Raw genomic sequence first — 24,119 nt, 5'->3', positions numbered from 1 at the left:
AACCGCTGGGTACAACGGTTGCACAAATTGTATATTCATGCAATAAAATGCAATATGTCGAAAGCGCAAGCACTGTCGGCCGGAACGTGTCAGGACGAACGGGCGCAAATCGGTAAGGACTTCGCTGCGGCGATATTGTACTTTGTATTTACGGCGTACATAAAAGAGGCTGGCAGCCCTGACGCGCCGGCTTCGAAACTTCGGCTCAAACAATAAACAAGGGGTTTGCGATGCGTATTTTGGTTCTTCCTGGTGACGGTATCGGTCCGGAAATCGTTGAGTCTTCAATGTCGGTGCTGAAAGCGGCCAACACCAAATTCAATCTGGGCTTAAGCTTCGATTACGACGACGTGGGCTTCACGAGCCTGGACAAATACGGCACCACGCTGCGTGAAGAAGTGCTGGAAAAAGCCAAGGGCTGCGACGGGATCATCCTGGGTACGCAATCCCACGCCGACTATCCGGCGCCGGAGAAGGGCGGTCGCAACGTGTCCGCCGGATTCCGCATCGGCCTGGATCTGTATGCCAACGTTCGTCCTGCTCGCACTCGTCCATTCCTGACTTCGAACATGAAGGAAGGCAAGACCATGGACCTGGTGATCATGCGCGAGGCCACCGAGGGCTTCTACCCGGATCGCAACATGAGCCGTGGTTGGGGCGAAGTGATGCCTACTCCGGACATGGCATTGTCCACCCGTAAAATCACCCGTCACTGCAGCGAGCGAATCGCGCGCCGTGCCTTCGAGCTCGCCATGAAACGCGGCAAGAAAGTCACCGCCGTTCACAAGGCCAACAGCTTTCACATGACTGACGGCCTGTTCCTGGAATGCGTGCGTGATGTGGCGAAGGACTTCCCGCAAGTCGCGCTGGACGATCTGCTGGTCGACGCCTCGACCGCTCACCTGGTGCGCAACCCCGAGCGCTTTGACGTGCTGGTTGCCACCAACTTCTACGGCGACATCATCAGCGACCTGGCCAGCGAACTGTCCGGCAGCCTGGGCCTCGCCGGTTCGATGATGGCCAGCGATATTCACTGCTGCGCGCAGGCTCAGCACGGTTCTGCACCGGACATCGCCGGTCAGGACAAGGCCAACCCCGTCTCGATGATCTTGTCGGTGGGTATGCTGCTGCAGTGGATGGGCGAGCACCACAACAAGGAAGCACTGATCAAGGCCGGCCTAGAAATGGACAAGGCGGTCGACGTGGTTCTGCAGGATCCGAAACAACGCACGCCTGACCTGGGCGGCTCCAGCGGCACCAAGGCCTTCGGCGAAGCCGTCGCCAAGGTGATCCTGGGTTGATCAGACGGGGCGGCATGCTGGCATGCCGCCCCGTTTGTCTTGAGTACGCGTTATCAACCAGTTTTTAGCCCGTTCTCCCTCGCGGTAGGAGGGAAACGGGCGCGAGGAGAGAGCAGTGGGTCAATTACTTTTGGGTTGCATCGCTGACGACTTCACCGGCGGTACGGATCTGGCCAGCACCTTGGTGCGCGGCGGCATGCGTACCTTGCAGGTGATCGGCGTACCGCAAGGGCCATTGCCCGATGACATCGATGCAGTCGTCATTGCCCTGAAAAGCCGCACGGTCAGCCCCGAAGAGGCCGTCAGCCAGTCGCTCGAAGCCCTGCAATGGCTGCGCGACGCCAACTGCCAACAGTATTTTTTCAAGTATTGCTCGACGTTCGATTCCACCGCCCGGGGCAATATCGGCCCGGTGGCCGATGCACTTGCTGACGCGCTGGGCGTCTCGTTCGCGGTGGCGTGCCCGGCGTTTCCGGAAAACAAACGAACGATCTACAACGGCCAGCTGTTTGTCGCCGAGCAGTTGTTGAGCGAGTCGGGGATGCGCAACCACCCATTGACCCCGATGACCGACGCCAATCTGGTCCGCGTTCTGGCTCAACAGACGCGCAAATCCGTTGGGCTGGTGGCGCATCCCGCGGTGAAAAAGGGCGCCAAAGCCATCGCGGCAGCCTTTAATGAGCTCACCGCACAAGGGTATGGTTACGCCATCGTGGACGCGATTGATGATGCGGACCTGCACGCGATCGGCGAGGCTGTGGCCGATCACAAGCTGGTCACCGGGGGCTCCGGTGTCGCGCTGGGCCTGCCCGAGAACTTTTGCCGGGCCGGCTTGCTCACGGCATCGGCGGCCGCCTCGGCTTTGCCTGCGATCAAAGGCCTTGCTGCGGTGGTGTCCGGCAGTTGCTCGGTCGCCACGAACAGTCAGGTCGCCCACTGGCAAAAGACTCATCCAAGTTTTTCCCTTGATCCGTTGTTGTTAGCTAACGGCCAGGATCAGGTGGCCGAAGCGCTGGCGTGGGCAAAGGCGTTGATTCATAAGGGTCCGGTGTTGATCTACGGCAGCGCCCAGCCTGAAACGGTGAAGCTGGCCCAGCAGAAACTGGGGGTTGAAGCCGCGGGCCAGCTCGTTGAGGACGCGCTGTCAGCGGTTGCCGTCGGCCTGTACGAGATGGGTGTTCGCAAGTTGGTCGTCGCTGGCGGTGAAACCTCCGGCGCGGTGGTCAAGGCGCTCGCGGTCGACGCATTGCGAATCGGTGCAATGATCGATCCTGGTGTGCCCTGGACGCTGGGCCTGCGCGACGACCCGGTCGCCCTGGCGTTGAAGTCCGGCAACTTTGGCACCGTAGACTTCTTCGAGAAGGCCTTGGCCAATGCGCCATGATTTGCTCAGCCTGGAAATCTTCATGGCGGTGGCCGAACAGCGCAACCTGACCAAGGCTTCGCAACTGTGCCATCTGGCGACATCCGCGGTCAGCAAGCGGATCAGCGAACTGGAAGAGAAAGTGGGCTCGCCGTTGTTCGTGCGCAACCCGCGCGGCATGGAGCTCACCCCGGCTGGACAGTCGTTGCGTCATTACGCCCTGCAGGTGAACGAAACACTGCTGAAGATGGACCAGGAGCTGAGTGAATACGGCGCCGGCATCAAGGGTCACGTGCGTTTGCACGCCGTGACCTCGGCGCTCGCTCAACAGTTGTCGCTGGACATCGGCACGTTTCTGGCGACTTACCCCGATATCCGCTTCGACATCGAAGAACGCGTCGGTGCGGCCATCGTGCGCGCAGTCGCCGATGGCAGAGCGGATGTCGGTGTCATCGCCGAGCAGACCCCGTCTCAGGGCCTGGAAACGCTGGCCTACCGCGTGGATGAGCTGGTCATTGCGGCGCCCGAGCATCATCCATTGGCCAGTCAGTCCCAAGCGACTTTCGAGCAGGTGCTGCAGTATGAATTCATTGGCCCGCATGTCGAGAGTTCGGTGCACCTGCTGCTGACTGAGCAGGCTGCACTGCTGGGCAAAACCGTGCGTCAGCGTGTGCGGGTGTCCAGCTTTGAATGCATGTGCCGGATGGTGTCGACCAATCTGGGCGTGTGTATTTTGCCGCGTGACGTGCTGCGCCCGTATCTGCGCAGCTTCCATCTGCAAGCGATCACCCTGGCCGAGCCCTGGGCCAAACGGCAATTGCGGGTCATCGCCCGGCGGTTCGACAGCCTGCCACCCACCGCTCGCGCTTTTGTCGCCCACCTGACCTCGTAACGGGTCAGGGGCGGCTGTTCATTCATTGAGATCAGTACATGTTCATTTACGTCGGCTGCCGTACCACCCGTGAAAGAAACGCCCGCGGAGACGGCATCAATGTTTATCGCGTAGACAGGCAGACTTCACGCCTGTCCCACGTCCAGTGCGTTGAAGGCCTGGTCAATCCGTCGTTCCTGGCACTCAGCGCGCATCGGGATTTCCTGTATTGCGTTCACGGCGACACCGATCAGGCCAGCGCTTTCCGAGTCAATGCCGACGGCACATTGCTTTACCTCAACAGCCAGAGCACCCAGGGACATAACCCCGCGCACCTGGCGGTTTCACCGGACGGTGGTTTCTTGCTGGTGAGCAATCACTACAGCGGCTCAGTGGTCGTGCTGCCCATTCTGCCTTCCGGCGAGCTGGGCGCCTTGTGTGAAAAGGTACTCACCGAGGGCGCGATCGGTCCGCATCGCATCGAGCAGCAGGGGCCCAAGCCACATTTCAATCCATTCGATACGAGCGGCAAATGGGTGGTCGTGCCGGACAAAGGCCTGGACCGGATCTTCATCTATCGATTCGATGCCACGTCGGGCACCTTGCAGCCGGCGCCGTTTCCGTCTGTCAGTACGCGCAAAGGGGCGGGGCCGCGACACGTGGCCTTCCATCCTTCGCTGCCTTTGCTCTATTGCGTCAACGAACTGGATTCGACCGTCACCACTTACGATTTCAACTCTGACAATGGTCAGCTGATACCGCGGCAGATACTGTCGGCGCTCCCACCGTCGTTCACCGCAGACAGCACCGCTGCAGAAGTGGAAGTCGATAAGTCAGGCCGGTTTCTGTACGCGTCCAACCGTGGCAGCGACACTATCGCGGTCTTCGCCATCGACCCGCAACTGGGTTGGCTGACATTCATCACGGCCACGCCGACCCGGGGGCGAACGCCGCGTTTCTTCGCCCTGTCGCCGGATGGTCAACGCATGTATGTGGCTAATGAAGACAGCGATTCAATCGTCGTCTTTGACGTTGGCCCGTGTGATGGAACCCTGGCCGCCACCGGCGAAGTGATCGAAACCGGCAGCCCCGTGTGCATCGTTTTTGGCGGAGCCCATTCATGAGGCGGCTTCTGACGTCCCTTGGCCAGTGGTGGGCGACGCCGGTGGTGGGCGCCATGGGGGCGCTCACCGCCAGTTACCTGAATTGGCCGCTGCCCTGGATCATCGGCTCGATGCTGGCGGTGATCCTCGTGCGCTGCATTGGCTGGCGGGTTGGCGAGATTCCGAACGGCCGCCTGACCGGTCAATGGATGATCGCCACCTCCATCGGCTTGCACTTCACCCCGCTGGTATTGCAGCAGGTGCTGGGGCACTTCGTGATGATGCTGTTCGCGGCGTTTCTGACGCTGTTCCTGGCCCTGCTGGGCATTGAGTTCATGCGGCGGCGCGGCATGGACCTGACGACCGCATTCTTTGCCTTCATGCCGGCCAATTTCGCCGAGATGATTCAGTCGGGCATTCGCCACAAAGCCAATGTCAGCCAGATTGCAGCGGCCCACAGCGTGCGGCTGGTCCTGATCGTGCTGTGTGTACCGCCCGCGTTCTTTCTGATCGAGAAAATTCTGCCGACGGCTGTCCATCCGCGATTACCGGCGGACTGGTGGTGGTTGGGACCTCTGCTGTTAGGCGGCGCGTTGAACGCGATGCTGTGGAAACGCTGCCATTTGCCTAACCCCTGGATGTTCGGGCCGATGGTTTTTTGTGCGTTCTTTACCGCCAGCTTCAACCTCCAGACCGCGCTGCCCGTGGAACTCAGTCAGTACGGACAGCTGATGATCGGCTGCGCCTTGGGTGGTTATTTCGACCGGCAATTTTTCAAGGCGTCGCCCACGTTTCTGTTCAGCGTCGCATTGTTCACCCTGACCATGATCGTGTGCACGGTCGCGCTGGCCATGGGGATTGGCTGGATGCTGGACTTCCCGGCAATGACCATGGCGCTGGGCATGATGCCTGGCAGCAGTACCGAGATGTACCTCACGGCCGAGGCGTTGAACCTTGGGGCGGGGATTGTGACGGCGATGCAGATCATGCGCCTGGTGGTCGTGATGCTGTGCGCCGAGCCGGTGCATAAGCTCTGGCTGGCACGCATCAGCCGCTAGGCAGCTGATGCGGTGGTGATGCGACCTCCCCGTTCAGCCGTGCGCCGGGGCGACCGTGACGTCACGCTGGCCGGTGTCGTCCAGGGCGCTGCGCACAAAGCCGTTGGCTTTCAACGTCTCAAGGAACGCGCGCACGTAAGCGGCCCCGGCGGAGCGCGCGGCGGGAACGCCCATGGCCTGGCGAATCGAGGTGAAATGCCCGTCGAGTACGCGCAGCCCACTGCCGGTGTCGGCCACCTTGAGGAGCGGCTGCCGCACGCCCGCCGCCGCATCCAGGCCCTGTTGCAGAAACAGGTCCACGGCGCCGGCGGAGGTGGGCGCACGAACCAGCTCGGCGTGTTGTTGGGTGCGGCTCAGAAACAGGTCATAGGCGGCACCCTGACCCACGGCGATCCGAACGCCGGGCTGATCCAGATCCTGGACGCTGACGAACGCCGAATCGGCTCGAACCAGGTAAGTGCCCTCGATGATCACGTAGGGTTCGCTGAAGGCCACCTGCGCTTCGCGCACCGGTTCAATAGCGAGAAACGCCACGTCCCACTGATCGCTCGCCAACGCGTCGAAGACTTTTCCGGCGGCATCGTAGGTGACGAATGTAACCGCTACCCCCAGCTGTCTGGCGAGTTCTGTCGCGAGGCGAACAGAGACACCTTGAGGCTCGCCGGTTTGCGAATTGCGTTGCGCAAGAACCGGATTGCCGTAATTGATGGCCGCCCTCAGCGTGCCGCTGGGCGCCAGGTCCCGGAGGACGTCGTGGGTGGGTGTGAGCATCGATGATCTCCAAGGGATAGGTCTGGGCGTCAGGTTAGGGCCATGGGTGGCCGCTGACAATTTCAGGCTCGCTAAGCCTGCGTTCGCCACGCGCGAACGATGGGTTGCTGAACGCTCAATATTCGCCGCCGGCGCCTTTGGATACGCTGGTGCTCACTGAACGGCCAGAGAGTCGCTTTAAATGCTTACTACCGGTGAATGACCAACCATGATTTCAGCCATCGATGATCGCTATCTAAGCCACCTGCAGATCGGCCAGACCCGATACGCCTACGTGGATCTGCACAAGATACTCAACAAGGACGAACTGTCACGCCTGCCGTATTCGATTCGAATCCTGATGGAAAACGTGGCGCGTTGTTCGCCCGACGCATTGGGGAATTTCATCGCCTGCATCCGTGAGGGCGCGCCGGCCTGTGAAGTGCCGTACTACCCCAACCGCCTGATGTTTCATGACACCACCTGTCTGCCAGCGCTGGCGGATTTCGCCGGCATGCGCGACATGGTCGCCGAGATGGGCGGCGCGCCGCAGACCATGAATCCGATGATTCCCGCCGTGCTGGTCATCGACCACTCGGTGATTGTCGAGCGGTACGCACAGGCCGATGCCGTCGAGCAGAATCTGGACATCGACTACCGGCGCAACACCGAGCGTTACGAATTCATCAAATGGGCGCAAAAAAGCCTGACCAATTTCAAGGTGGTGCCGCCGGGCACCGGGATTATTCACCAGGTCAACATGGAGTCGCTGGCGACGGTGGTCTGGGAAAGCCAGACGGCCGATGGTCAGCCGCTGTTGCATCCGGACGACATCGTAGCGACCGATAGCCACACGCCGATGATCAATGCCATCGGCGTGCTCGGCTGGGGCGTCGGAGGGCTTGAAGGGCAGGCGGCAATGCTGGGCGAGCCGGTGCCCATCAGCTTTCCGCAAGTTGTGGGCATTCGACTGAGCAATGCGCTGCGTGCAGGGGTGACCGCCACCGATCTGGCGCTTCGCATCACCCAGTTGCTTCGGGCAAAAGGTGTGGTGGGCAAGTTCGTCGAGTTTTGCGGGCCGGGTCTGTCCACGCTCAGTTGGGCGGCACGGGGAACGCTGTCGAACATGGCGCCTGAATACGGCGCCACCGTGGTGTTTTTCCCGTTCGATAACACGACGATGCAATACATGCACCTGACCGGCCGCGGCGACGAGACCATCGCGCGCATCGAGGGCTATCTCCAGGCACAGGGGTTGTGGCGACATGACGCGCTGCCCGAACCCCGGTTCGATGACCTGATCGAGCTGGACCTGGACGCCATCGAGCCCAGCGTTGCCGGCCCGCATCAGCCTCACCAATGGCGCCGGTTGGCTGAGGCCGCCTCGTCCTTCCGCCACGACATTCTTGGCGAGCGCGACGGTGTGATTGCACGCTCGAGCGACAACGATGCGCAGTATTTCGAACCGTCCTTCGGGCAACCGTTGACCCATGGGGCGATTTCATTGGCGGCGATCACCAGTTGCACCAACACCGCAAACCCGAGCCAGATGATTCAGGCCGGCTTGTTGGCGCGCAACGCACGGCGCCGCGGATTGCAGAGCAAGCCCTGGGTAAAAACGTCGCTGTCACCCGGCTCGCGCGTGGTGGCTGACTACCTGCAGCAAGCCGATCTGCTCGATGACTTCTCGGCGCTGGGGTTTGACCTCGCCGGTTTCGGCTGCATGACCTGCATCGGCAATTCCGGCAGCCTTGAACCGCACATGGAGCAGTTTTCGGATCAAGGGCTCAAGACCGTGGTGGTGCTGTCCGGCAACCGAAACTTCGAAGGCCGGGTCAACCCGCGCGTGCAAGTGGGATACCTGGCATCACCGGCGCTGGTGGTGGCCTATGCGTTGGCCGGGACGATCACCGTGGATATTCAGCGCGAACCGCTGGGCCAGGATGCCCAAGGCAAGGACGTCTACTTGCATGAGCTGATGCCCGATGAGGCGCAGATTCAGGGGTTGGTCAATGAAACGGTGCGTCCGGAACTGTTCCGGGCGCGCAATGCGATGCTGTGGGACGGTACACATCACTGGCAGGCCTTGTCAGCCAGCGGCAGCGTTCAGTTTCCCTGGGCCGCCAACTCCACCTATTTGCGTCGCCCCGTTTATCTGCAGAACGTCAAACCACAGACCTCGGGCGAGCTGTCGATCAAGCAGGCGCGGGTACTGATGGTGCTGGGGGATAACGTCACCACCGACCATATTTCGCCGGCCAGCGCGATTCCCTTGCAAAGCCAGGCCGGGCAATGGCTGATCGAACACGGCGAAAACCCGAACGATCTGAATCAGTACTCCACCCGTCGCAGTAACCATGAAGTGATGATGCGCGGTGCGTTCGTCAACCGGGCCGTCAAAAATCAGCTGCTGGAGAGTCAGCCCGGGGAGGGCGGATTCGCCGCCGCCTATGACGGCACCGTTCAACGCGTTTATGACGCGGCACTGAGCTATGTCGCGCGCGACATTCCGCTGGTGGTGTTTGCGGGGTTCAACTATGGCGCAGGCTCCAGTCGCGACTGGGCAGCCAAGGCGCAAGCGACGCTGGGGATCAAGGCTGTCGTCGCTCAGAGCTTCGAGCGAATCCACCGCAGCAACCTCATTGGCATGGGGATTTTGCCCATCACGTTCGAAGCGGGGATGGACGCCCGGCAACTGCAGCTGGAAGGCGCCGAGGCGCTGGACTTCTCGGGTCTGGAAAGCGTGCAGGTCGGGGCCAATTCGGTCAGCCTGACGATCACCCGCAGCGACGGTACCCGCTCGACGGTCTCGTTGGTTCTGCAACTGGATTCCCGGCAAGAGATTCTTTACCTGAAGCAGGGCGGCATATTGCCGTATGTGGTGCGCAAGGTTGTCGCCCAGTCGACGCCGGCGCGCGAGACTAACGCCTAGAACGAGCTGGCCGGAGCGAGCACTCGCTCCGGCCAGGCTCGATGGTTACCACTTCACTGCAAATACCTGGCGCAGCTCGTCGATAGCCGCCTCGGTCAATGGTTCAGGCTTGGGGTTGGTCATCATCCAGAGTCTGGCGGTTTCCTCAAGCTCCTCCAGCGCAAAGCTGGCTTTGGACACCGACGTCTCCCACACGACCGGACCCAGCCGCTCCAGCATCACACCGCGCACGCTGTTGGCCAGCAAAGCCACGCGAGCGGCCACATCGGGGGAGCCGGGCCGCTGATAGGCAATCAGCGGGATATGCCCGACTTTCATGACTTGATAAGGCGTCAATGGCGGGAGGATGTCGTCCTGGCGCCAGACGCCGGCAAGCGTTAATGCCACCAGGGACGTGGAGTGGGTGTGCACGACACCGTTGACCTCAGGGTTGCGGTCGTACACCTGGCGGTGCAGCTCGAGGGTCTTGGAGGGCTTGGCCCCGGACACCCATGTGCCGTCCGTGCTGACTTTCGCGATGTCTTGCGGCATCAGCCTGCCCAGACACGCATCCGTGGGCGTGATCAGCCAGCCATCTTCCAGGCGCGCACTGATGTTGCCGGCGCTGCCGACGGTATAGCCTCGTTCGTACAGGTTTTTACCGACAACGCAGATTTCTTCGCGCAGTTGTGCTTCGCTCGTCACCGGGTGACTCCCTCTGGTAGTGATGTGGGGCCGTCCGCAGGTGCCTGGCGCTCCTGCGATTCCGGTCTCAACTGAAGAATGGGCGACTTGTGAGCAAAGGAGCCGCTCAAGTGCTGTTTCATCAAGTGCGCCGCCTCAAGGTTGTTGCCTTGTTCGACCAGCTCGATCATCCGGATGTGTTCGGCGCATTGCTTGTAAAGGCGCTTGCGGTCGATCATCGAGCGGTATTCGATCAGCCGGCGCATGTTGTTCATCTGCACCAGGATCATGTGGTAAAGCGGGTTGCCGGAGAGTTTGACGAACTCTTCATGAAAGCGAATGCCGTTCTTGAGCAGGACGTCGGCAGGCAAATGATCGATACCGCCGTCGAGCATGTCCTGCTGCTCCTTTTTCAAGCGCTGAAGCTTGGGCAGATCATGCTGGTAGGTCGGTTCGAGCAACGCCGCCGGTTCAATCAGTGAACGCACCTTGTAAATCTGCTCCAGGGTTTCCGGCGTCTTAGCCACGTCCAGGAAGCGCCAGCCATAACCGGGTTTGGGTTCGGCCCAGCCGACCTTGGCGGCGCGGTTGAGGATGTCGATGACCTGCGCTTTGGTCAGGTCATAGCGGGTGCGCAGAAACTGTTCGGTGACTTCGCTGGGAATGGCGTTGTTCAACCAGTCTTCCGAGAGCCGGTAGTATTCGTCCGGCTCTTCCAGCGGCAGCACTTCGTCGACCCTCGGCAATGCGTCGAGCGGCGGTTTCAGCACGAAAAAACCACGGTTGGGCAGCTGTTCGAGCACCTTGTGCTCAGAGAGCAATACCAGCGCTTCGCGCGCCGGTGAGCGTGACACGTTGAACTCGTCCGCTACTTTCTGCGCGCTCAAGTGGGCACCCACTGACAGCCCGCCCGTCTGGATTTGTTGCCGGATCTCGGCAGCGATGCGTTGGACCAGCGCACTGGACGCCATATTGATGATCACCCGATAAATGGACGGCAAGACTACTTTTTAACGCGAAATTATGCAAAGTCGCAGAACATCGACGCACCTGGTCAGAGCTTGAATCGCCGAGCCATGCCGTTCAGTGTCGAGGCCAGATGGGCCAGAGAACCCGAGGCCCGGGTGGTCTGTTGAGAGCCGTCGGCCGATTGCACCGACAGCTCGCGGATATTCAGCAGGTTGTGATCCACCGAGCGGGCGACATGCGCCTGCTCCTCGGTGGCCGTAGTGATCATCAGGTTTCGTTCGTTGATGTCATCGTTGGCGGCGACTATTTCGGCCAGGGCCTCTTGGGTCGACTGGGCCAATGACAACGACAGTCGCGTGTTCTCGCTGCTGCTGAGCATGGTCGAAACAGCGGTGTCCGTTGCGCTCTGTATGCCGCTGATCATGGCTTCGATTTCCCGCGTGGATTGCGCCGTGCGGTGGGCGAGCGCGCGGACCTCATCGGCGACCACGGCAAAGCCGCGCCCGGCGTCGCCAGCGCGAGCGGCTTCAATGGCGGCGTTCAATGCCAACAGGTTGGTCTGTTCGGCGATGGTGCGAATCACATCGAGCACCTTGCCGATGCCCTGTGCCTGTTGCGCCAGGCTTTCAATCTGGGTCGAACTTAACTGCACATCCCGGCTCAGGGTTTCGATAGCACCGAGGGTTTCGACCATGCGCTGCTGTCCGCGCAGGGCGATATCGCGCGACGCCACGGACAGTTCGGAGGTGGACAGCGCGTTGCGCGCCACTTCCTCTATCGCGGCGGTCATCTCGGTGACCGCCGTGGCGGCCTGTTCGATTTCCGCATGCTGCTGGTGAATATCCTGCCCGGACGCCTCTGCCACCGTGTTGAGTTCGGTGGTCACGGTGGTCAGTTGTTGTGCGGAATCGGAGATCTGGCTCAAGGTTTTGATCAGGTTGCTTTGCATCGCTTGAAGCGACTCGAGCAAGCGGGTTGCCTCGTCGTCGCCCGTCGGTTTGATCGGGCGACTCAAATCGCCATCGGCAATCGTCCGGGCTACCCTGACGGCCTCATTGAGCGGCGCCGTGATGCTGCGGGTCAGCAGCCACGCGACCAACAGGGTGCCAACACCGACGATCATAATCACCAGCCAGACGCCGCGGGCAGCGCGTAGATAGGCTGCCTCCGATTGCTCGCCAGCGGCTTCCGCGCCCCGGTTGGAACGGTCGATCAGGTCATCAAAGTTTTTCGTCATCTGGTCGTAGGAATCCCTGATCGTCATCAGATATTCCCGGGCCCCGGTCTTGTCGCCCTGGCGTGACCGTTTGAGCAGTTCCAGGTGATTGCGCGCATACACGTCCAGACTTGAATTGAACGCGGCCAACTGAGCTTTTTCCTCGTCGCTGTCGAGCAATCTGGCATACAGCTGCATGTGCTCGCGCACTTGCTGCAGGCGACCCGCCGTCTTGTCCTCGTAGGACTGCATGTCCTTTTCCGTCGTCGAAAGAATGTGTTGCATCGACCCCATTCGATAGCGATTGAGGGCCGCGTTCGCCGCGCCCAACGCACGCACGCGCTGTAGCCAGTTGTCCTTGATCTCGATGGTCTGGTCTTGCACTTCATCGATCTGGCGTAAGGCAAACACCCCCAGCGCCACGCTCAGGGCGCAGATGATGGCAAACCCGCAAACCATCCGGCTAGCGATTGAGAAGCGTCTTGGTGACATGGGCGATGTTCCTTGGTCGTGGGTGCGAACCGGTTGCCGTGCACGGGCACTGAATGAGTCGACCAAAATAGCATTGCATTTTGATGTGTCAATGTGCCAAAATTTTTTCATGTCGTTTTCCCGCTTTCACGAACTTGCACCCCACTCAAGGCTGGCTTTCACCGCGTCGATCGCGGTTCAACGGAGCAAGGCGTTTGGGCGAGTTCCAAGTAATTGCACCTCCGAGTTGATTATTGGCGCGCCAATAATCAACGGCACCTGCCGATTTTTCTTCGCATTCAATAATAAAACCCTGTTTGAGGAAGCCTCTGTCATGCAACGCAGAACCAAGATTGTGGCCACGTTGGGCCCGGCAACAGAGTCACCGCAAGCCATCGAGGGGCTGGTGAAGGCGGGCGTGGATGTCGTGCGCCTGAACTTCTCGCACGGCAAAGCCGAGGATCACATCGCCCGCGCCAGACTTGTACGGGAAGTGGCCGCCAGAAACGGGCGGTTCGTGGCGGTACTGGCCGATTTGCAAGGGCCCAAAATTCGCATCGCGCGGTTTGCCAACGGCAAGGTCACGCTGGAGAAAGGTCAGCGGTTCATTCTCGACGCGGCGCTGGACAAGAACGCGGGAGACAACCTGCGCGTCGGTATCGACTACGAAGCGCTGATCACCGACAGCCGTCCTGATGACATCCTGCTGCTGGATGATGGGCGGATCGAACTCAAGGTCCTGGAAGTCGAGGCAAGCCGACTGATCTGCGAAGTGCTGATCAGCGGTCCGCTGTCGAACAACAAGGGCATCAACCGCAAAGGCGGTGGGCTTTCAGCCTCAGCACTGACCGAAAAAGACTTTGCCGACATCAAGACCGCAGCGCGCATGGAGGTCGACTATCTGGCGGTATCTTTCCCGCGAGACGCGCAGGACATGCACCTGGCGCGTCGCCTGATGCAGGAAGCGGGCGGGCAGGCGGGCCTAATCGCCAAGATCGAGCGCGCCGAGACGGTCAATGACCTGAGTGTTCTGGACGCCATCATCGAAGCCAGCGAAGGTGTCATGGTCGCCCGTGGCGACTTGGGCGTGGAAATTGGCGACGCGGAACTGGTGGCCGTGCAAAAGCTGATCATTGACCGTGCGCGTACGCTCAACCGGGTGGTGATCACGGCCACTCAGATGATGGAGTCGATGATCACGCAGTCGATGCCCACGCGTGCTGAAGTCTTCGATGTGGCCAATGCGGTACTCGACGGCACCGACGCGGTCATGCTCTCTGCCGAAACGGCTGCTGGTGCGTACCCGGTGGAAACCGTTCAGGCCATGCACCGCATCATCATCGGTGCGGAAAAGCATCCTCAATCCCATCGCTCCAAACATCGCGTGGACCAGGTCTTTCATAAGATCGACGAGTCCATTGCCATGTCCGCCATGTATGCCGCGAATCACTTGCACGGTGTCAAAGCCATTATCTGCATGACGGAAAGTGGCGACACGCCTCGGTTGATGTCACGCATCCGCTCTCACCTGCCGATCTTCGCTTTCTCGCGCAACCGCGCCACGCAGAACCGGGTGACGCTGTTTCGTGGTGTCACCACCATTCCCTTCGACAGCGACGACTTCGCCCCTGAACGTGTCAACGAGCAAGCGGTGGCCGAGTTGCTCGAACGCGGCGTGGTCAAGGCCGGCGATCGCGTGCTGATCACCAAGGGCGATTACGTCAACGCCCAGGGCGGTACCAACTCGCTGCGGGTGGTGTGCGTGGGTGAAACCATTCGCTGAGCGAGCATCCCCTGATGATTGAAGAGAGGAGCGTTTCAATGACCGGCTCGAACAGAAAGCCGCTGGTGATGGGTAACTGGAAAATGAATGGCAGCAGTGCGACCAACGCCGCGTTGTTGCGCACATTGCTGCCCCTGGTGGCACCACTGGACACCGTTGAAATTGCGATTTGCCCACCGTTTCCCTACCTCACAACCGTCGCCGATTGGCTGGATGACGTGGCTATCTCGCTGGGCGCACAAAACCTCAGCGCCGAGTCGTCGGGCGCCCATACCGGCGAGGTCAGTGGCTCCATGCTTCATGACCTGTGTTGTCGTTTCGTGCTCGTAGGGCATTCCGAGCGACGGGCGTTGCACGCCGAGGATGATGAGCAGGTCGCGAAGAAATTTGCGGCGGGCTTGCAGGCCGGTCTGGTTCCCGTCCTGTGCGTGGGTGAAACACTTGAGCAGCGCCAACGTGGCGAAACCCAGGCGATCGTCACCGCTCAGTTGCAAGCCGTGGTCAAGCTTGTCGGTATTCAGAACCTGGCCACAGGTGTGATTGCCTACGAGCCGGTCTGGGCCATTGGCACCGGCGAGACGGCGACGCCGGACCAAGCGCAGGCGGTGCATCGACACATACGTCAGTGGCTGGCGAGTCAGGACCCGGCCGCCGCTGCCGGTTGCCGGATCCTCTACGGCGGCAGCGTGAAGGCTGACAACGCCGAAGCGCTGTTCACTCAACCGGACATCGACGGCGGCTTGATCGGGGGGGCGTCTTTGGACGCGACGTCTTTTGCAACCATCTGCCGGGCGGCTCAACGCGAGCCTGTCTGTCCGTGAACCCCACGCCAACTGAATTCTTTTGACGTGCCACGCTGCCGGAATATCCGCCAGGCAGCGACAGCCACGCACCCGAGGTAAAAGCCAACATGAACGTGAACCGTCCGCTGGAAACACTGTTCCCGAGTGCCGACGAAATCCCCGCTGCTTATCGCCCGGATCCCGCCCTGGAGCAGCGCGAGTATCTGGTCAATGGCGAGTTGCGCCTGTGGCATGGCGCGCTGGCGCCCGTGCGCAGTCCGATTTGCCTTCAGAAGCAAGCGCGCCACGAAGCCGTGATCCTGGGCAGCACGCCGCTGCTGGATGCAGACACAGCGATGACAGCGCTCGACGCAGCCGTACAAGCCTATGATCGCGGCCAGGGAGTGTGGCCAACCCTGCGCGTGGTTGAACGCATCCGACACATGGAGACGTTTCTTTTACGCATACGCGAGCAGCGCGAAGCGGTGGTGAAGCTGCTGATGTGGGAGATCGGCAAGAACCTGACGGATTCGCAGAAGGAATTCGATCGCACCTGCGAATACATCGTCGACACCATCAATGCCCTGAAAGCGCTGGATCGTCGCTCCAGCCGCTTCGAGCTCGAACAGGACACGCTGGGACAGATTCGACGCGTACCGCTCGGCGTCACGCTGTGCATGGGGCCTTACAACTATCCGCTCAACGAGACGTTCACCACGTTGATCCCGGCGCTGATCATGGGCAACACCGTGGTGTTCAAGCCTGCCAAATTCGGTGTGCTGCTGATTCGGCCGCTGCTCGAGGCCTTTCGCGACAGCTTCCCGCCGGGCGTTATCAACATCATTTACGGCAGCGGCCGCGAAACCGTCAGCGCCTTGATGGCCAGCGGCAAGATCGACGTGTTCGCCTTCATCGGCACCAACAAGGCGGCCAGCGACCTGAAAAAGCTGCACCCAAAACCGCATCGTCTGCGTGCCGCCCTGGGACTGGATGCGAAAAATCCGGGGATCGTCCTGCCGGATGTGGATCTGGACAACGCGGTTGCCGAGGCAGTGACCGGCTCATTGTCTTTCAACGGCCAGCGCTGCACGGCCTTAAAAATTCTCTTTGTGCACGAAACCGTCGTTGATGCGTTTCTCGATAAATTCACTCAGAAACTGGCGCAACTCAGACCGGGCATGCCGTGGGAGGCGGGTGTTGCATTAACGCCCTTGCCGGAACCAGGCAAGACAGATTTCCTCGCCGGGCTGGTCGAGGACGCCGTGAGCAAGGGCGCTGCGGTCGTCAACCCCGGGGGCGGACGGGTGTGTGAAACGTTCTTCTACCCAGCGGTGCTCTATCCAGTCATCTCGAGCATGCGCGTCTACCACGAGGAGCAGTTCGGCCCCGTGGTGCCGGTGGTGCCTTATCGGGATCTGCAGACGGTCATCGACTACGTGCTGGATTCGGACTTCGGCCAGCAACTGAGCATTTTCGGCAAGGACCCGGCGCAGGTGGGCCGATTGGTTGACGCCTTCTCCAACCAGGTCGGACGGATCAATATCAATGCGCAGTGCCAGCGCGGACCGGACAGTTTCCCTTTCAACGGACGAAAAAATTCGGCCGAAGGGACTTTGTCAGTCGACGATGCGCTGCGCGTGTTCTCGATTCGCACGCTGGTGGCCACCAAATTTTTGGAAAGCAACAAGGCGCTGGTCAGCGACATCATTCAGCAGCGCCAGTCCAGCTTTCTGACCACCGATTACATCTTCTAGGCGGATCCGCCCAGCGGATCTAGCAACAGATGACTACGCGCTGCTGACCAGTTAACGGGTCAGCAGCGCTCTTTGCTTGAGTAAACGAGAGTTTTGACGTTATGGAATGGTTCCTCAATCCGGAAATCTGGATCGCGCTTTTCACCCTGACCGCCCTGGAAATTGTGTTGGGGATCGACAACATCATCATGATTTCGATTCTGGTCAGTCGCATGCCCAAGGCGATGCAGCCGAAAACGCGATTCTTCGGCCTGGCGCTGGCCATGGTCACGCGCATTCTGCTGCTGTTGTCGATCACCTGGATCATGGGGCTGACGGCCGATCTGTTTCAGGCGTTCGGACGAGGCTTTTCCGGCCGCGACCTGATCCTCTTTTTTGGTGGGTTGTTCCTGCTGTGGAAGAGCACCAGCGAAATCTTCGAAACGTTGGAAGACGCCGATGAGCAGGCCTCGGCGTTTGGCAAGAAAAGCGCAGGCTTTCTGAGCACCATTATCCAGATCGCGATCATCGATATCGTGTTTTCCCTGGACTCGGTCATCACCGCGGTCGGGATGGTCTTGCACGTTCCGGTGATGATCGCTGCGATCGTGATCGCGGTATTGATCATGATGCTCGCCGCGGGGGCGATCAGTGGCTTTATCGACAAGCACCCGAGTTTGAAAATGCTCGCGCTGGCTTTCCTGATCGTGGTGGGCGTGGTGTTGATCGCCGATGCCTGGGGAATGCATGTGCCGAAAGGTTATGTGTATTTTGCGATGGCGTTTTCGCTCGCCGTCGAAGCCCTCAACATCCGCTTCAGAACCGCGAAGCAGGCGTAACTGCGTAGGGCAGGGTTGACCGGCCCCAGCGCAGAGCAATGCAGACGGCTAATCGTCTGTCAGCGGGTGTCAGTCAGAGATTTTCATCGATGACAATTTTCATCGCCAATGGCAACTGAGCACTGCGAGGTGTTTGGGCGCGGAGTTCATGTGATGGCTGTCCTGGAGGCGGTACATCACCATGCCGTGAAATGTGAGATTGAAAAAGCATGAAAGCGGAGCTGATCTGTCACTCATTCAAGAATGGCTAATTTAACCGGCAATCATGGCTTAGGGCGGGGATTGCATGGCCAGGTCACAATCTATCTGCACATCTGGAGGTCTATATAGGTGGCGTGACAGCTACGGCTCGTATGTGGCGGCCGCGCTGCGCGGGAGAATGTTCGCCCCTGGATGAAGCATGTGTTAACGGGAGGAGCGAGTCGGACCTCCGGGCAGCATCCGTGTCCAGTAGCTCTCCGCCAAGATTGTAAGCCTTGCTCGCGGGTGGCCTGGCCAACCGCAATCGCGGCGCCGTCGCGGCCAATGATCTAAATCCGTCCGCCCCTGGTGTTGATCAATGCAAAACGCGGGTTAGGTTGGTTATGGCCAGAAAAATCGTTGGCCCATCGGGCGGCGATGGCGCTCGATAACAACCCCGCGCATTCAGATGCTGAACCGCGATTGCAGCTAGCTCCCAAGCCATGGCCTCGTTCTCAAGGGTAAATGCCTGGTCGAAGGCGAAGAGGTCAATTCCGGTGATAGCTTGTAGTTCCTTGAGAGGAAGGGCTTTCTGACGAAGCTTGGCAGGTACCGTGGGGTTACCCCAAGCCCACATCCAACTTAATCGCTTCGGTGCGAAAGAACCGATATTGATTACTTGTGCCTCGACTGTCAGGCGGTCATGTTCATCGAAGAATTGGATGGTCGCGGTCTCCTGATCGAGCCACCATCTCCCCATATCGCTCAACGAGTAATCCTGACTAAGGTTCTCCTGCTTTTTCTTCAACGCAGCCATGGCCGTTTCCAGCAGTGCTTCAAATTTGTCATCTGGAGTGTTCCTCCTTACCAACCAGTGAGACAAACTCCGCAAAGCTCCCTGCAATGCATTCTACTGATCCCCAAGGGTCAATCCCGTCGAAGTACACAATGGGCCATGGCGCAGAAGCGCCTCGAAGGTCAAAAGCAAAGAGTTCTCCAGCACCATTGCCACCGAACACGAACAGGCCCGGCGCCATTTGCTTATACAGCGCGATGCTCTCCGGGTTTGACGCAGTCTCTGCAGAGTCGAGGACGAAATACACAGGGTTGACGGGGAGGGGCCCCTCACCGCCGTTGCTCTCGCTCAGCAGCTGGTAGTACTCATCAGGAAGCATTGGCGGTGCTGCTGCCTTAAGCGCGTCTAAAGAGGAGCTGGTGGCGCCAGGAAATGAATACCACTCTCCATGAATTAACAATTTCTACTCCGTTTGGGTGATCACAGCGCTGGGGTAACCCATTGAGTCTGATATCGAGGTAGGAGGATTTCAAGTACAGCTACACTGGAGATATCGTAGTCGTCAAAGAAGCGTTTAAAGCAGTTTCTGGATCATCGTCTGTCTGATATGCGAACCCCGCCCAGGCAACCCCTTCCAACTTCAAATCCTTGGAAAAGCCGTACATCTCACCTCCGGCGTGCTGATGGCTAGGCACGATTATCGCGCTGGCGACTGACAATTAGAATCAGCACGTCTGGCGACTACGCTGAGGGCCGCTACCAGGAAACGACCTGAAACAGCCATTGGCACAGGCTGCAACGAGCTAAAAAGGAGCTCGAAGCCAAACCTATTCAGCCTAGTCGCTGCCACTGCTCATCAGAATCCATCGTTTTCCATGGGCATGGATATCAAGGGAGAGCTCCCAGAATACCGGACACGCCGGATGACCGTTGGAGAGCCAAAATGAGGTAATGACGCTGGCTTGGTCAAGGTTCACCTGCTTGAACAGGACCTCTAGGAGCATCAGGATTTCTGGGCGTTTTACCGTCAGATCTACGGGGCCGTAGCTACCATCCCCCGAATGCAGCAGTTGTTCTGTGACGGTGTTGCGGGCTTCGCTTGCTGTCATGCAAGACTGACCACCCACGATGACATCCTTGCCAATGGAATGGGCCAGTTGCTCCTCAAGTGTTCTACTTAGGTCGAAAGGCCCGTAGGTGTTTACCCAGACGGTATAGTTAACGCCTTCTAAGAGATGCTCAAGCCTGAGGATGGTGTCTGACCGGGAATCTTGGACTATGCGCATGGTGGCTCCATCGATCAGTGTATGGCCTGGTATCGTGATGCAAACTTATCAGAACGATAGGCTAGCTAGAATCTCCTCCGAGGAGTCAGTTTGTAGAGCGAGGTAAGCGTGTCTCAGCGTCTGGGTCAGCTCGCTTTTTGACGGTATCAAATGCGGATTTGGATGTCAGTTGATCATCAGTCGTGCTGGTGCTTGTACCTCGGCGTTGTACATGACTTCTGGCCACCGCGCGTCGGCAGGATCTTTGGCCGCGGGGCCCATTGGTTTCAAAAGTCACATCTGGAAGCTCTGGCGTTTGCCCGCCACCAGCAGCCAGAGGATTGCGAGTGCCGCCAGCGAGAGCCAGGGCAGTAGTACGGCATTGAGTATTTCCCAGCCCAGAATGTTCAGTAGCCCACCGGCCCCAAACGAACATGAAAGCCCTACAGCAAAAATCACCAGGTCGTTGGTTGCCTGTGCGCGGCTTTTTTCTGAAGGACTGTAAGTTGTGGTTAGCAGCGACGTTCCACCGATAAACAGGAAATTCCACCCAACTCCAAGCAAAACGAGCGCGCCGGCAAATGAACCGAAACCGGTTCCGGTAAACGTGGTGACCACATGCAGCGCCAGCAGGGCGAGCCCCAGGAGCATGACCCACAAGGCCCCAATACGCGAAATGAGAGGCCCGGTAAAAAAGGATGGAAGAAACATGCCTAGTACATGCAATTGGATAACGGTTGCGGCGGTCGCTAATGAATGGTGGTGATGAATCATGGCCAACGGCGTGGCGGTCATGGCCAGGATCATTACCCCGTAACCGGTGACGGCACCAAACAGCGCCACCAGGTACGTGGGCTGGGTGACGATTTGACGCCACGGCCGGCCTTTCTCTAGGGCGATGTGCACCGTTTCGGTTTTCGGCATTTCCAGGCGCGATAGCACTGCCAGCCCCAGGGCCGCGACGATCGACGTCACTAAAAAGGACCCCACGTACGCTGGCGCCAGCAGGTCGCCGCCATAACGGGCCAGGGTCGGCCCCAGAAGCGCGGCCACAATTCCTCCCGCCATAACCAGTGAAATGGCTTTCGGACGCAAAGCGTCATCCGCCAGTTCACTCGCCGCGAAGCGGTAGAACTGAGCAAAGGCCTGATACGTACCGACGAAAAACGTTCCTAGCGAGAGCAAGGGCAGAGAGATCAGCCAGATACCCAGCGCTGCGATGAGGCCACCCAGCACACCCAGGGCTGCTCCGAGCATGAAACCCGCTCTTCGTCCGGCGTTGGCCATCAGCGCCGAGGCAGGAAACATCCCCATTGCGGTGCCGAGAAACATGCTGGCAATGGGGGCCGTTGCCAGGTCGGCACGCTCTGTCAGCTGGGCTCCCGCAAGCCCACCAATTGTCATGACCAAGACTGAGACTGTTTGAAACAAGGCCTGCGCGCTGGCGAGCATGGCGACCTGTCGATGCATGGCTTGCATGTTTCTTCCAAGGCTGCGGGAGTGACCCGATACGAGGCTGGAAGTATGAAAACCCTCGAGTTTTATTCAAACGAAATAGATCGCTACTCAAAGTGAATAAATTTAATGAGGCACATACCTGTGCGTGAAACAGATGTGCCATGCGTGGCACAGATGCTCCATGGGTGCGACACCTGTCGCAAGTTGATGCAGTAATCGATTCTTCCTGTAAGCCTTATAGGGCGCGGCTTACAGGTCCTTGGTGGCGACTGGCACAGGGGTTGCTCTTGTCCCTCTGCGCAGCGCAATGGCTTCGCTACTAATAAGAATCAGGAGTCCCCCATGACACAGTTTGGTCTCGCCGTGCCTCCCGCCCCCCGAACCGCGCCTTTCGGCGCTCCGCTCAAGAGCCTGTTCGTCGCGTTAGCCATGACTTTGAGCACCGTGCCGGCCTGGGCGCAGGACGTGCCCGCCAACGTCGATGGCAAGCGGATTATTGCCGCCGACCAGGAGCCCGGTAACTGGATGAGCACCGGTCGTACCTACGATGAGCAACGCTACAGCCCGCTCAGCAGCATCAGCGACCAGAACGTCAACCAGCTCGGCCTGGCGTGGAGCTATAAACTCGATCTTGACCGCGGTGTCGAAGCCACGCCCATCGTGGTTGACGGCGTGATGTACACCACCGGGCCGTTTTCGGTGGTCTACGCCCTGGATGCACGCAATGGCCGGCTGATCTGGAAGTATGACCCACAGTCCGACCGCAACCGCGCCGGTGAAGCTTGCTGCGATGCGGTCAACCGGGGCGTCGCAGTGTGGAAAGGCAAAGTCTATGTGGGTGTGCTCGACGGCCGGCTGGAAGCCATCGACGCCAAGACCGGCCAACGCGCCTGGTCGGTGGACACCCGGGACAACCATAAGCGCAGCTACACCATCACCGGCGCCCCTCGTGTGGTCAACGGCAAGGTGGTGATCGGCAACGGCGGGGCGGAATTCGGCGTGCGCGGCTATGTCACCGCCTACGATGCAGAAACCGGCAAGCAGGCCTGGCGCTTCTATACCGTACCGGGCGATCCCAAGCTGCCGCCGGAAGACAAGGCCATGGCCGTCGCCGCCAAGACTTGGCACGGCGACGCATTTGTCGAGCAGGGTGGCGGTGGTACCGCCTGGGATTCCTTTGCCTTCGATCCTGATCTGAACCTGTTGTACATCGGCGTGGGCAACGGTTCGCTGTGGGACCCCAAATGGCGCAGCCAGGCCAAGGGTGACAACCTGTTCCTCTCCTCGATCGTCGCGGTCAACGCCGACACCGGCGAATACGTCTGGCATTACCAGACCACGCCGGGAGATGCCTGGGACTACACTGCGACCCAGCACATGATCCTGGCGGAACTGCCGATCGACGGGAAACCGCGCAAGGTGCTGATGCAGGCGCCGAAGAACGGTTTCTTCTATGTGATCGACCGTGCCACGGGGGAGCTGTTGTCGGCCAAGGGCATCGTGCCGCAGAGCTGGACCAAGGGCATGGACATGAAGACGGGCCGGCCTATCGTGGATGACGAGAACGCTGCCTACTGGAAGGACGGTAAGCGCAAACTGGTGACGCCTGCGTTCTGGGGCGCACATGACTGGCAGCCGATGTCATTCAATCCGAACACGGGGCTGGTGTATATCCCGGCGCACATCATGTCCGCCTACTACGAGCACATCCCCGAGGCGCCGAAGCGCAACCCGTTCAAGAGCATGTATCAACTGGGCCTGCGCACCGGGATGATGCCGGAGAACGCTGATGGGCTGCTGGAAATGGCCAAGGGTTGGTCGGGCAAGCTTATCGCCTGGGACCCGGTCAAGCAGCAGCCGGCCTGGGAAGTGCCCTATGTGACGATCTTCAATGGCGGCACCTTGAGCACTGCCGGCAACCTGGTGTTCGAGGGCAGTGCCGATGGCCGGGTGATTGCCTATGCCGCTGATACCGGCAAGAAGCTCTGGGAGCAACCGGCGGCCAGCGGCGTCATGGCCGCGCCGGTTACCTACAGCGTCGACGGCGAACAATACGTGACGTTCATGGCCGGCTGGGGCGGGGCCTTCTCGACTTTCGCCGGTGCGTTGTCCCTGCGCGCCGGGGTTCGTCCGTTTTCTCAGGTACTGACCTACAAGCTGGGCGGCACCGCGAAACTCAACGAACCGGCACCGCTTGCCGAGACCCCCAAGCCGCCGCCTTTGACCGGTGACGCCGTCGCGGTGGAGGCCGGTGGCAAACTCTATGACGGCTACTGCTCCCAGTGCCACGGCATCCATGCAGTGAGCGGTGGCGTGTTGCCGGACCTGCGTAAGTTGACGACCGAAAAACACCAGATGTTCCTCGGCATTCTCTACGGCGGCCGGGTGCCCGACGGCATGCCGTCCTTTGCCGATGCCTTTACGCCGGAACAGGTGGAGCAAATCCATCAATACCTGATCAAGCGCGCCCATGACCTGCAGCAGGAAGGCGGCGTCTGGAAAACCTTCAGCGCCAAATGAACGCCGCGATGCAAGGAGCAAAGGCGCCACTGCATCGTTTTCGACACTGTCCGCGAGAGCAAACAC

19 protein-coding genes and 1 pseudogene are annotated in these 24,119 nt (G+C 59.8%); 11 read left to right on the top strand and 9 right to left on the bottom strand.

All coding sequences use genetic code 11. The features are described from left to right. The first annotated feature begins 230 nt into the window (after positions 1–230). The 5 genes from ACLEJR_RS11400 (at position 231) to ACLEJR_RS11380 (ending at position 5,696) form a co-directional block, all read left to right on the top strand. On the top strand, positions 231–1,301 hold the full coding sequence (locus ACLEJR_RS11400) for an isocitrate/isopropylmalate dehydrogenase family protein (protein WP_440813980.1): 1,071 nt from the start codon (positions 231–233) through the stop codon (positions 1,299–1,301). Between the two features lie 115 nt (positions 1,302–1,416). Then, on the top strand, positions 1,417–2,685 hold the full coding sequence (gene otnK, locus ACLEJR_RS11395; RefSeq protein ID WP_440813977.1) for a 3-oxo-tetronate kinase: 1,269 nt from the start codon (positions 1,417–1,419) through the stop codon (positions 2,683–2,685). Then, positions 2,675–3,556, top strand: coding sequence for a LysR family transcriptional regulator (locus ACLEJR_RS11390; RefSeq protein ID WP_440813974.1), 882 nt, complete (start codon positions 2,675–2,677; stop codon positions 3,554–3,556). The genes otnK and ACLEJR_RS11390 overlap by 11 nt, the downstream gene beginning before the upstream one ends. A gap of 38 nt (positions 3,557–3,594) precedes the next feature. After that, positions 3,595–4,659: a lactonase family protein gene (locus ACLEJR_RS11385; RefSeq protein WP_440813972.1), complete on the top strand. Its 1,065-nt coding sequence runs from the start codon at positions 3,595–3,597 to the stop codon at positions 4,657–4,659. Next, entirely contained in the window at positions 4,656–5,696 is a 1,041-nt protein-coding gene (locus ACLEJR_RS11380) for an AbrB family transcriptional regulator (protein WP_440813970.1), read from the top strand. The genes ACLEJR_RS11385 and ACLEJR_RS11380 overlap by 4 nt, the downstream gene beginning before the upstream one ends. A 33-nt stretch (positions 5,697–5,729) precedes the next feature. Here ACLEJR_RS11380 and ACLEJR_RS11375 read toward each other — a convergent pair whose 3' ends face one another. Beyond that, a complete protein-coding gene (locus ACLEJR_RS11375) occupies positions 5,730–6,467 on the bottom strand; it encodes an ABC transporter substrate-binding protein (RefSeq protein ID WP_440813967.1) in 738 nt (245 codons plus the stop codon). A gap of 208 nt (positions 6,468–6,675) precedes the next feature. Here ACLEJR_RS11375 and acnA point away from each other — a divergent pair, with 208 nt between their 5' ends. After that, entirely contained in the window at positions 6,676–9,378 is a 2,703-nt protein-coding gene (gene acnA / locus ACLEJR_RS11370; protein ID WP_440813965.1) for an aconitate hydratase AcnA, read from the top strand. Between the two features lie 45 nt (positions 9,379–9,423). Here the strand turns inward: acnA and otnC are convergent, their stop codons facing one another. From otnC to ACLEJR_RS11350, 4 genes and pseudogenes are all read right to left on the bottom strand, one after another. After that, on the bottom strand, positions 9,424–10,062 hold the full coding sequence (gene otnC / locus ACLEJR_RS11365) for a 3-oxo-tetronate 4-phosphate decarboxylase (protein WP_440813962.1): 639 nt from the start codon (positions 10,060–10,062) through the stop codon (positions 9,424–9,426). Continuing rightward, on the bottom strand, positions 10,059–11,042 hold the full coding sequence (locus ACLEJR_RS11360; RefSeq protein ID WP_440813960.1) for a GntR family transcriptional regulator: 984 nt from the start codon (positions 11,040–11,042) through the stop codon (positions 10,059–10,061). Before ACLEJR_RS11360 ends, otnC begins: the two co-directional genes overlap by 4 nt. Before the next feature lie 53 nt (positions 11,043–11,095). Beyond that, positions 11,096–11,959: a methyl-accepting chemotaxis protein gene (locus ACLEJR_RS11355; protein WP_440814087.1), complete on the bottom strand. Its 864-nt coding sequence runs from the start codon at positions 11,957–11,959 to the stop codon at positions 11,096–11,098. Continuing rightward, positions 11,957–12,718 (bottom strand): annotated as a pseudogene (locus ACLEJR_RS11350) (MCP four helix bundle domain-containing protein); the annotation flags it as partial. The pseudogene ACLEJR_RS11350 and the gene ACLEJR_RS11355, both read right to left, overlap by 3 nt. A 313-nt stretch (positions 12,719–13,031) precedes the next feature. Between ACLEJR_RS11350 and pyk the strand changes: the two are divergent. The 4 genes from pyk (at position 13,032) to ACLEJR_RS11330 (ending at position 17,834) form a co-directional block, all read left to right on the top strand. Then, positions 13,032–14,480: a pyruvate kinase gene (gene pyk / locus ACLEJR_RS11345; RefSeq protein ID WP_440814084.1), complete on the top strand. Its 1,449-nt coding sequence runs from the start codon at positions 13,032–13,034 to the stop codon at positions 14,478–14,480. Between the two features lie 38 nt (positions 14,481–14,518). Continuing rightward, positions 14,519–15,301, top strand: a complete 783-nt coding sequence (gene tpiA, locus ACLEJR_RS11340; protein WP_440813957.1) for a triose-phosphate isomerase — start codon at positions 14,519–14,521, stop codon at positions 15,299–15,301. Positions 15,302–15,390: 89 nt separating this feature from the next. Beyond that, positions 15,391–17,016, top strand: a complete 1,626-nt coding sequence (locus ACLEJR_RS11335) for an NADP-dependent glyceraldehyde-3-phosphate dehydrogenase (RefSeq protein WP_440813954.1) — start codon at positions 15,391–15,393, stop codon at positions 17,014–17,016. 101 nt (positions 17,017–17,117) lie between these two features. Continuing rightward, positions 17,118–17,834, top strand: coding sequence for a TerC family protein (locus ACLEJR_RS11330; protein WP_440813951.1), 717 nt, complete (start codon positions 17,118–17,120; stop codon positions 17,832–17,834). A 556-nt stretch (positions 17,835–18,390) separates the two neighbouring features. Here ACLEJR_RS11330 and ACLEJR_RS11325 read toward each other — a convergent pair. The 4 genes from ACLEJR_RS11325 to ACLEJR_RS11310 form a co-directional block, all read right to left on the bottom strand. Beyond that, positions 18,391–18,885 (bottom strand): DUF6882 domain-containing protein, encoded by a 495-nt coding sequence (locus tag ACLEJR_RS11325; RefSeq protein ID WP_440814083.1) that lies wholly within the window; start codon positions 18,883–18,885, stop codon positions 18,391–18,393. Beyond that, entirely contained in the window at positions 18,860–19,270 is a 411-nt protein-coding gene (locus tag ACLEJR_RS11320; RefSeq protein WP_440813948.1) for an SMI1/KNR4 family protein, read from the bottom strand. Before ACLEJR_RS11320 ends, ACLEJR_RS11325 begins: the two co-directional genes overlap by 26 nt. Before the next feature lie 376 nt (positions 19,271–19,646). After that, a complete protein-coding gene (locus ACLEJR_RS11315) occupies positions 19,647–20,096 on the bottom strand; it encodes a hypothetical protein (RefSeq protein ID WP_440813946.1) in 450 nt (149 codons plus the stop codon). 273 nt (positions 20,097–20,369) lie between these two features. After that, a complete protein-coding gene (locus ACLEJR_RS11310; protein WP_440813943.1) occupies positions 20,370–21,554 on the bottom strand; it encodes an MFS transporter in 1,185 nt (394 codons plus the stop codon). A gap of 321 nt (positions 21,555–21,875) precedes the next feature. On the opposite strand from ACLEJR_RS11310, the gene ACLEJR_RS11305 reads away from it, so the two are divergent. Then, on the top strand, positions 21,876–24,053 hold the full coding sequence (locus ACLEJR_RS11305) for a PQQ-dependent dehydrogenase, methanol/ethanol family (RefSeq protein WP_440813941.1): 2,178 nt from the start codon (positions 21,876–21,878) through the stop codon (positions 24,051–24,053). Positions 24,054–24,119 lie beyond the last annotated feature (66 nt).

Origin of the sequence: Pseudomonas sp. SMN5 (assembly GCF_052041925.1) — a bacterium.
In the GTDB taxonomy this organism is placed as follows: domain Bacteria; phylum Pseudomonadota; class Gammaproteobacteria; order Pseudomonadales; family Pseudomonadaceae; genus Aquipseudomonas.
Note: the sequence above shows the minus strand (reverse complement) of the source record. Positions and strands in the feature narration are given on the sequence as shown.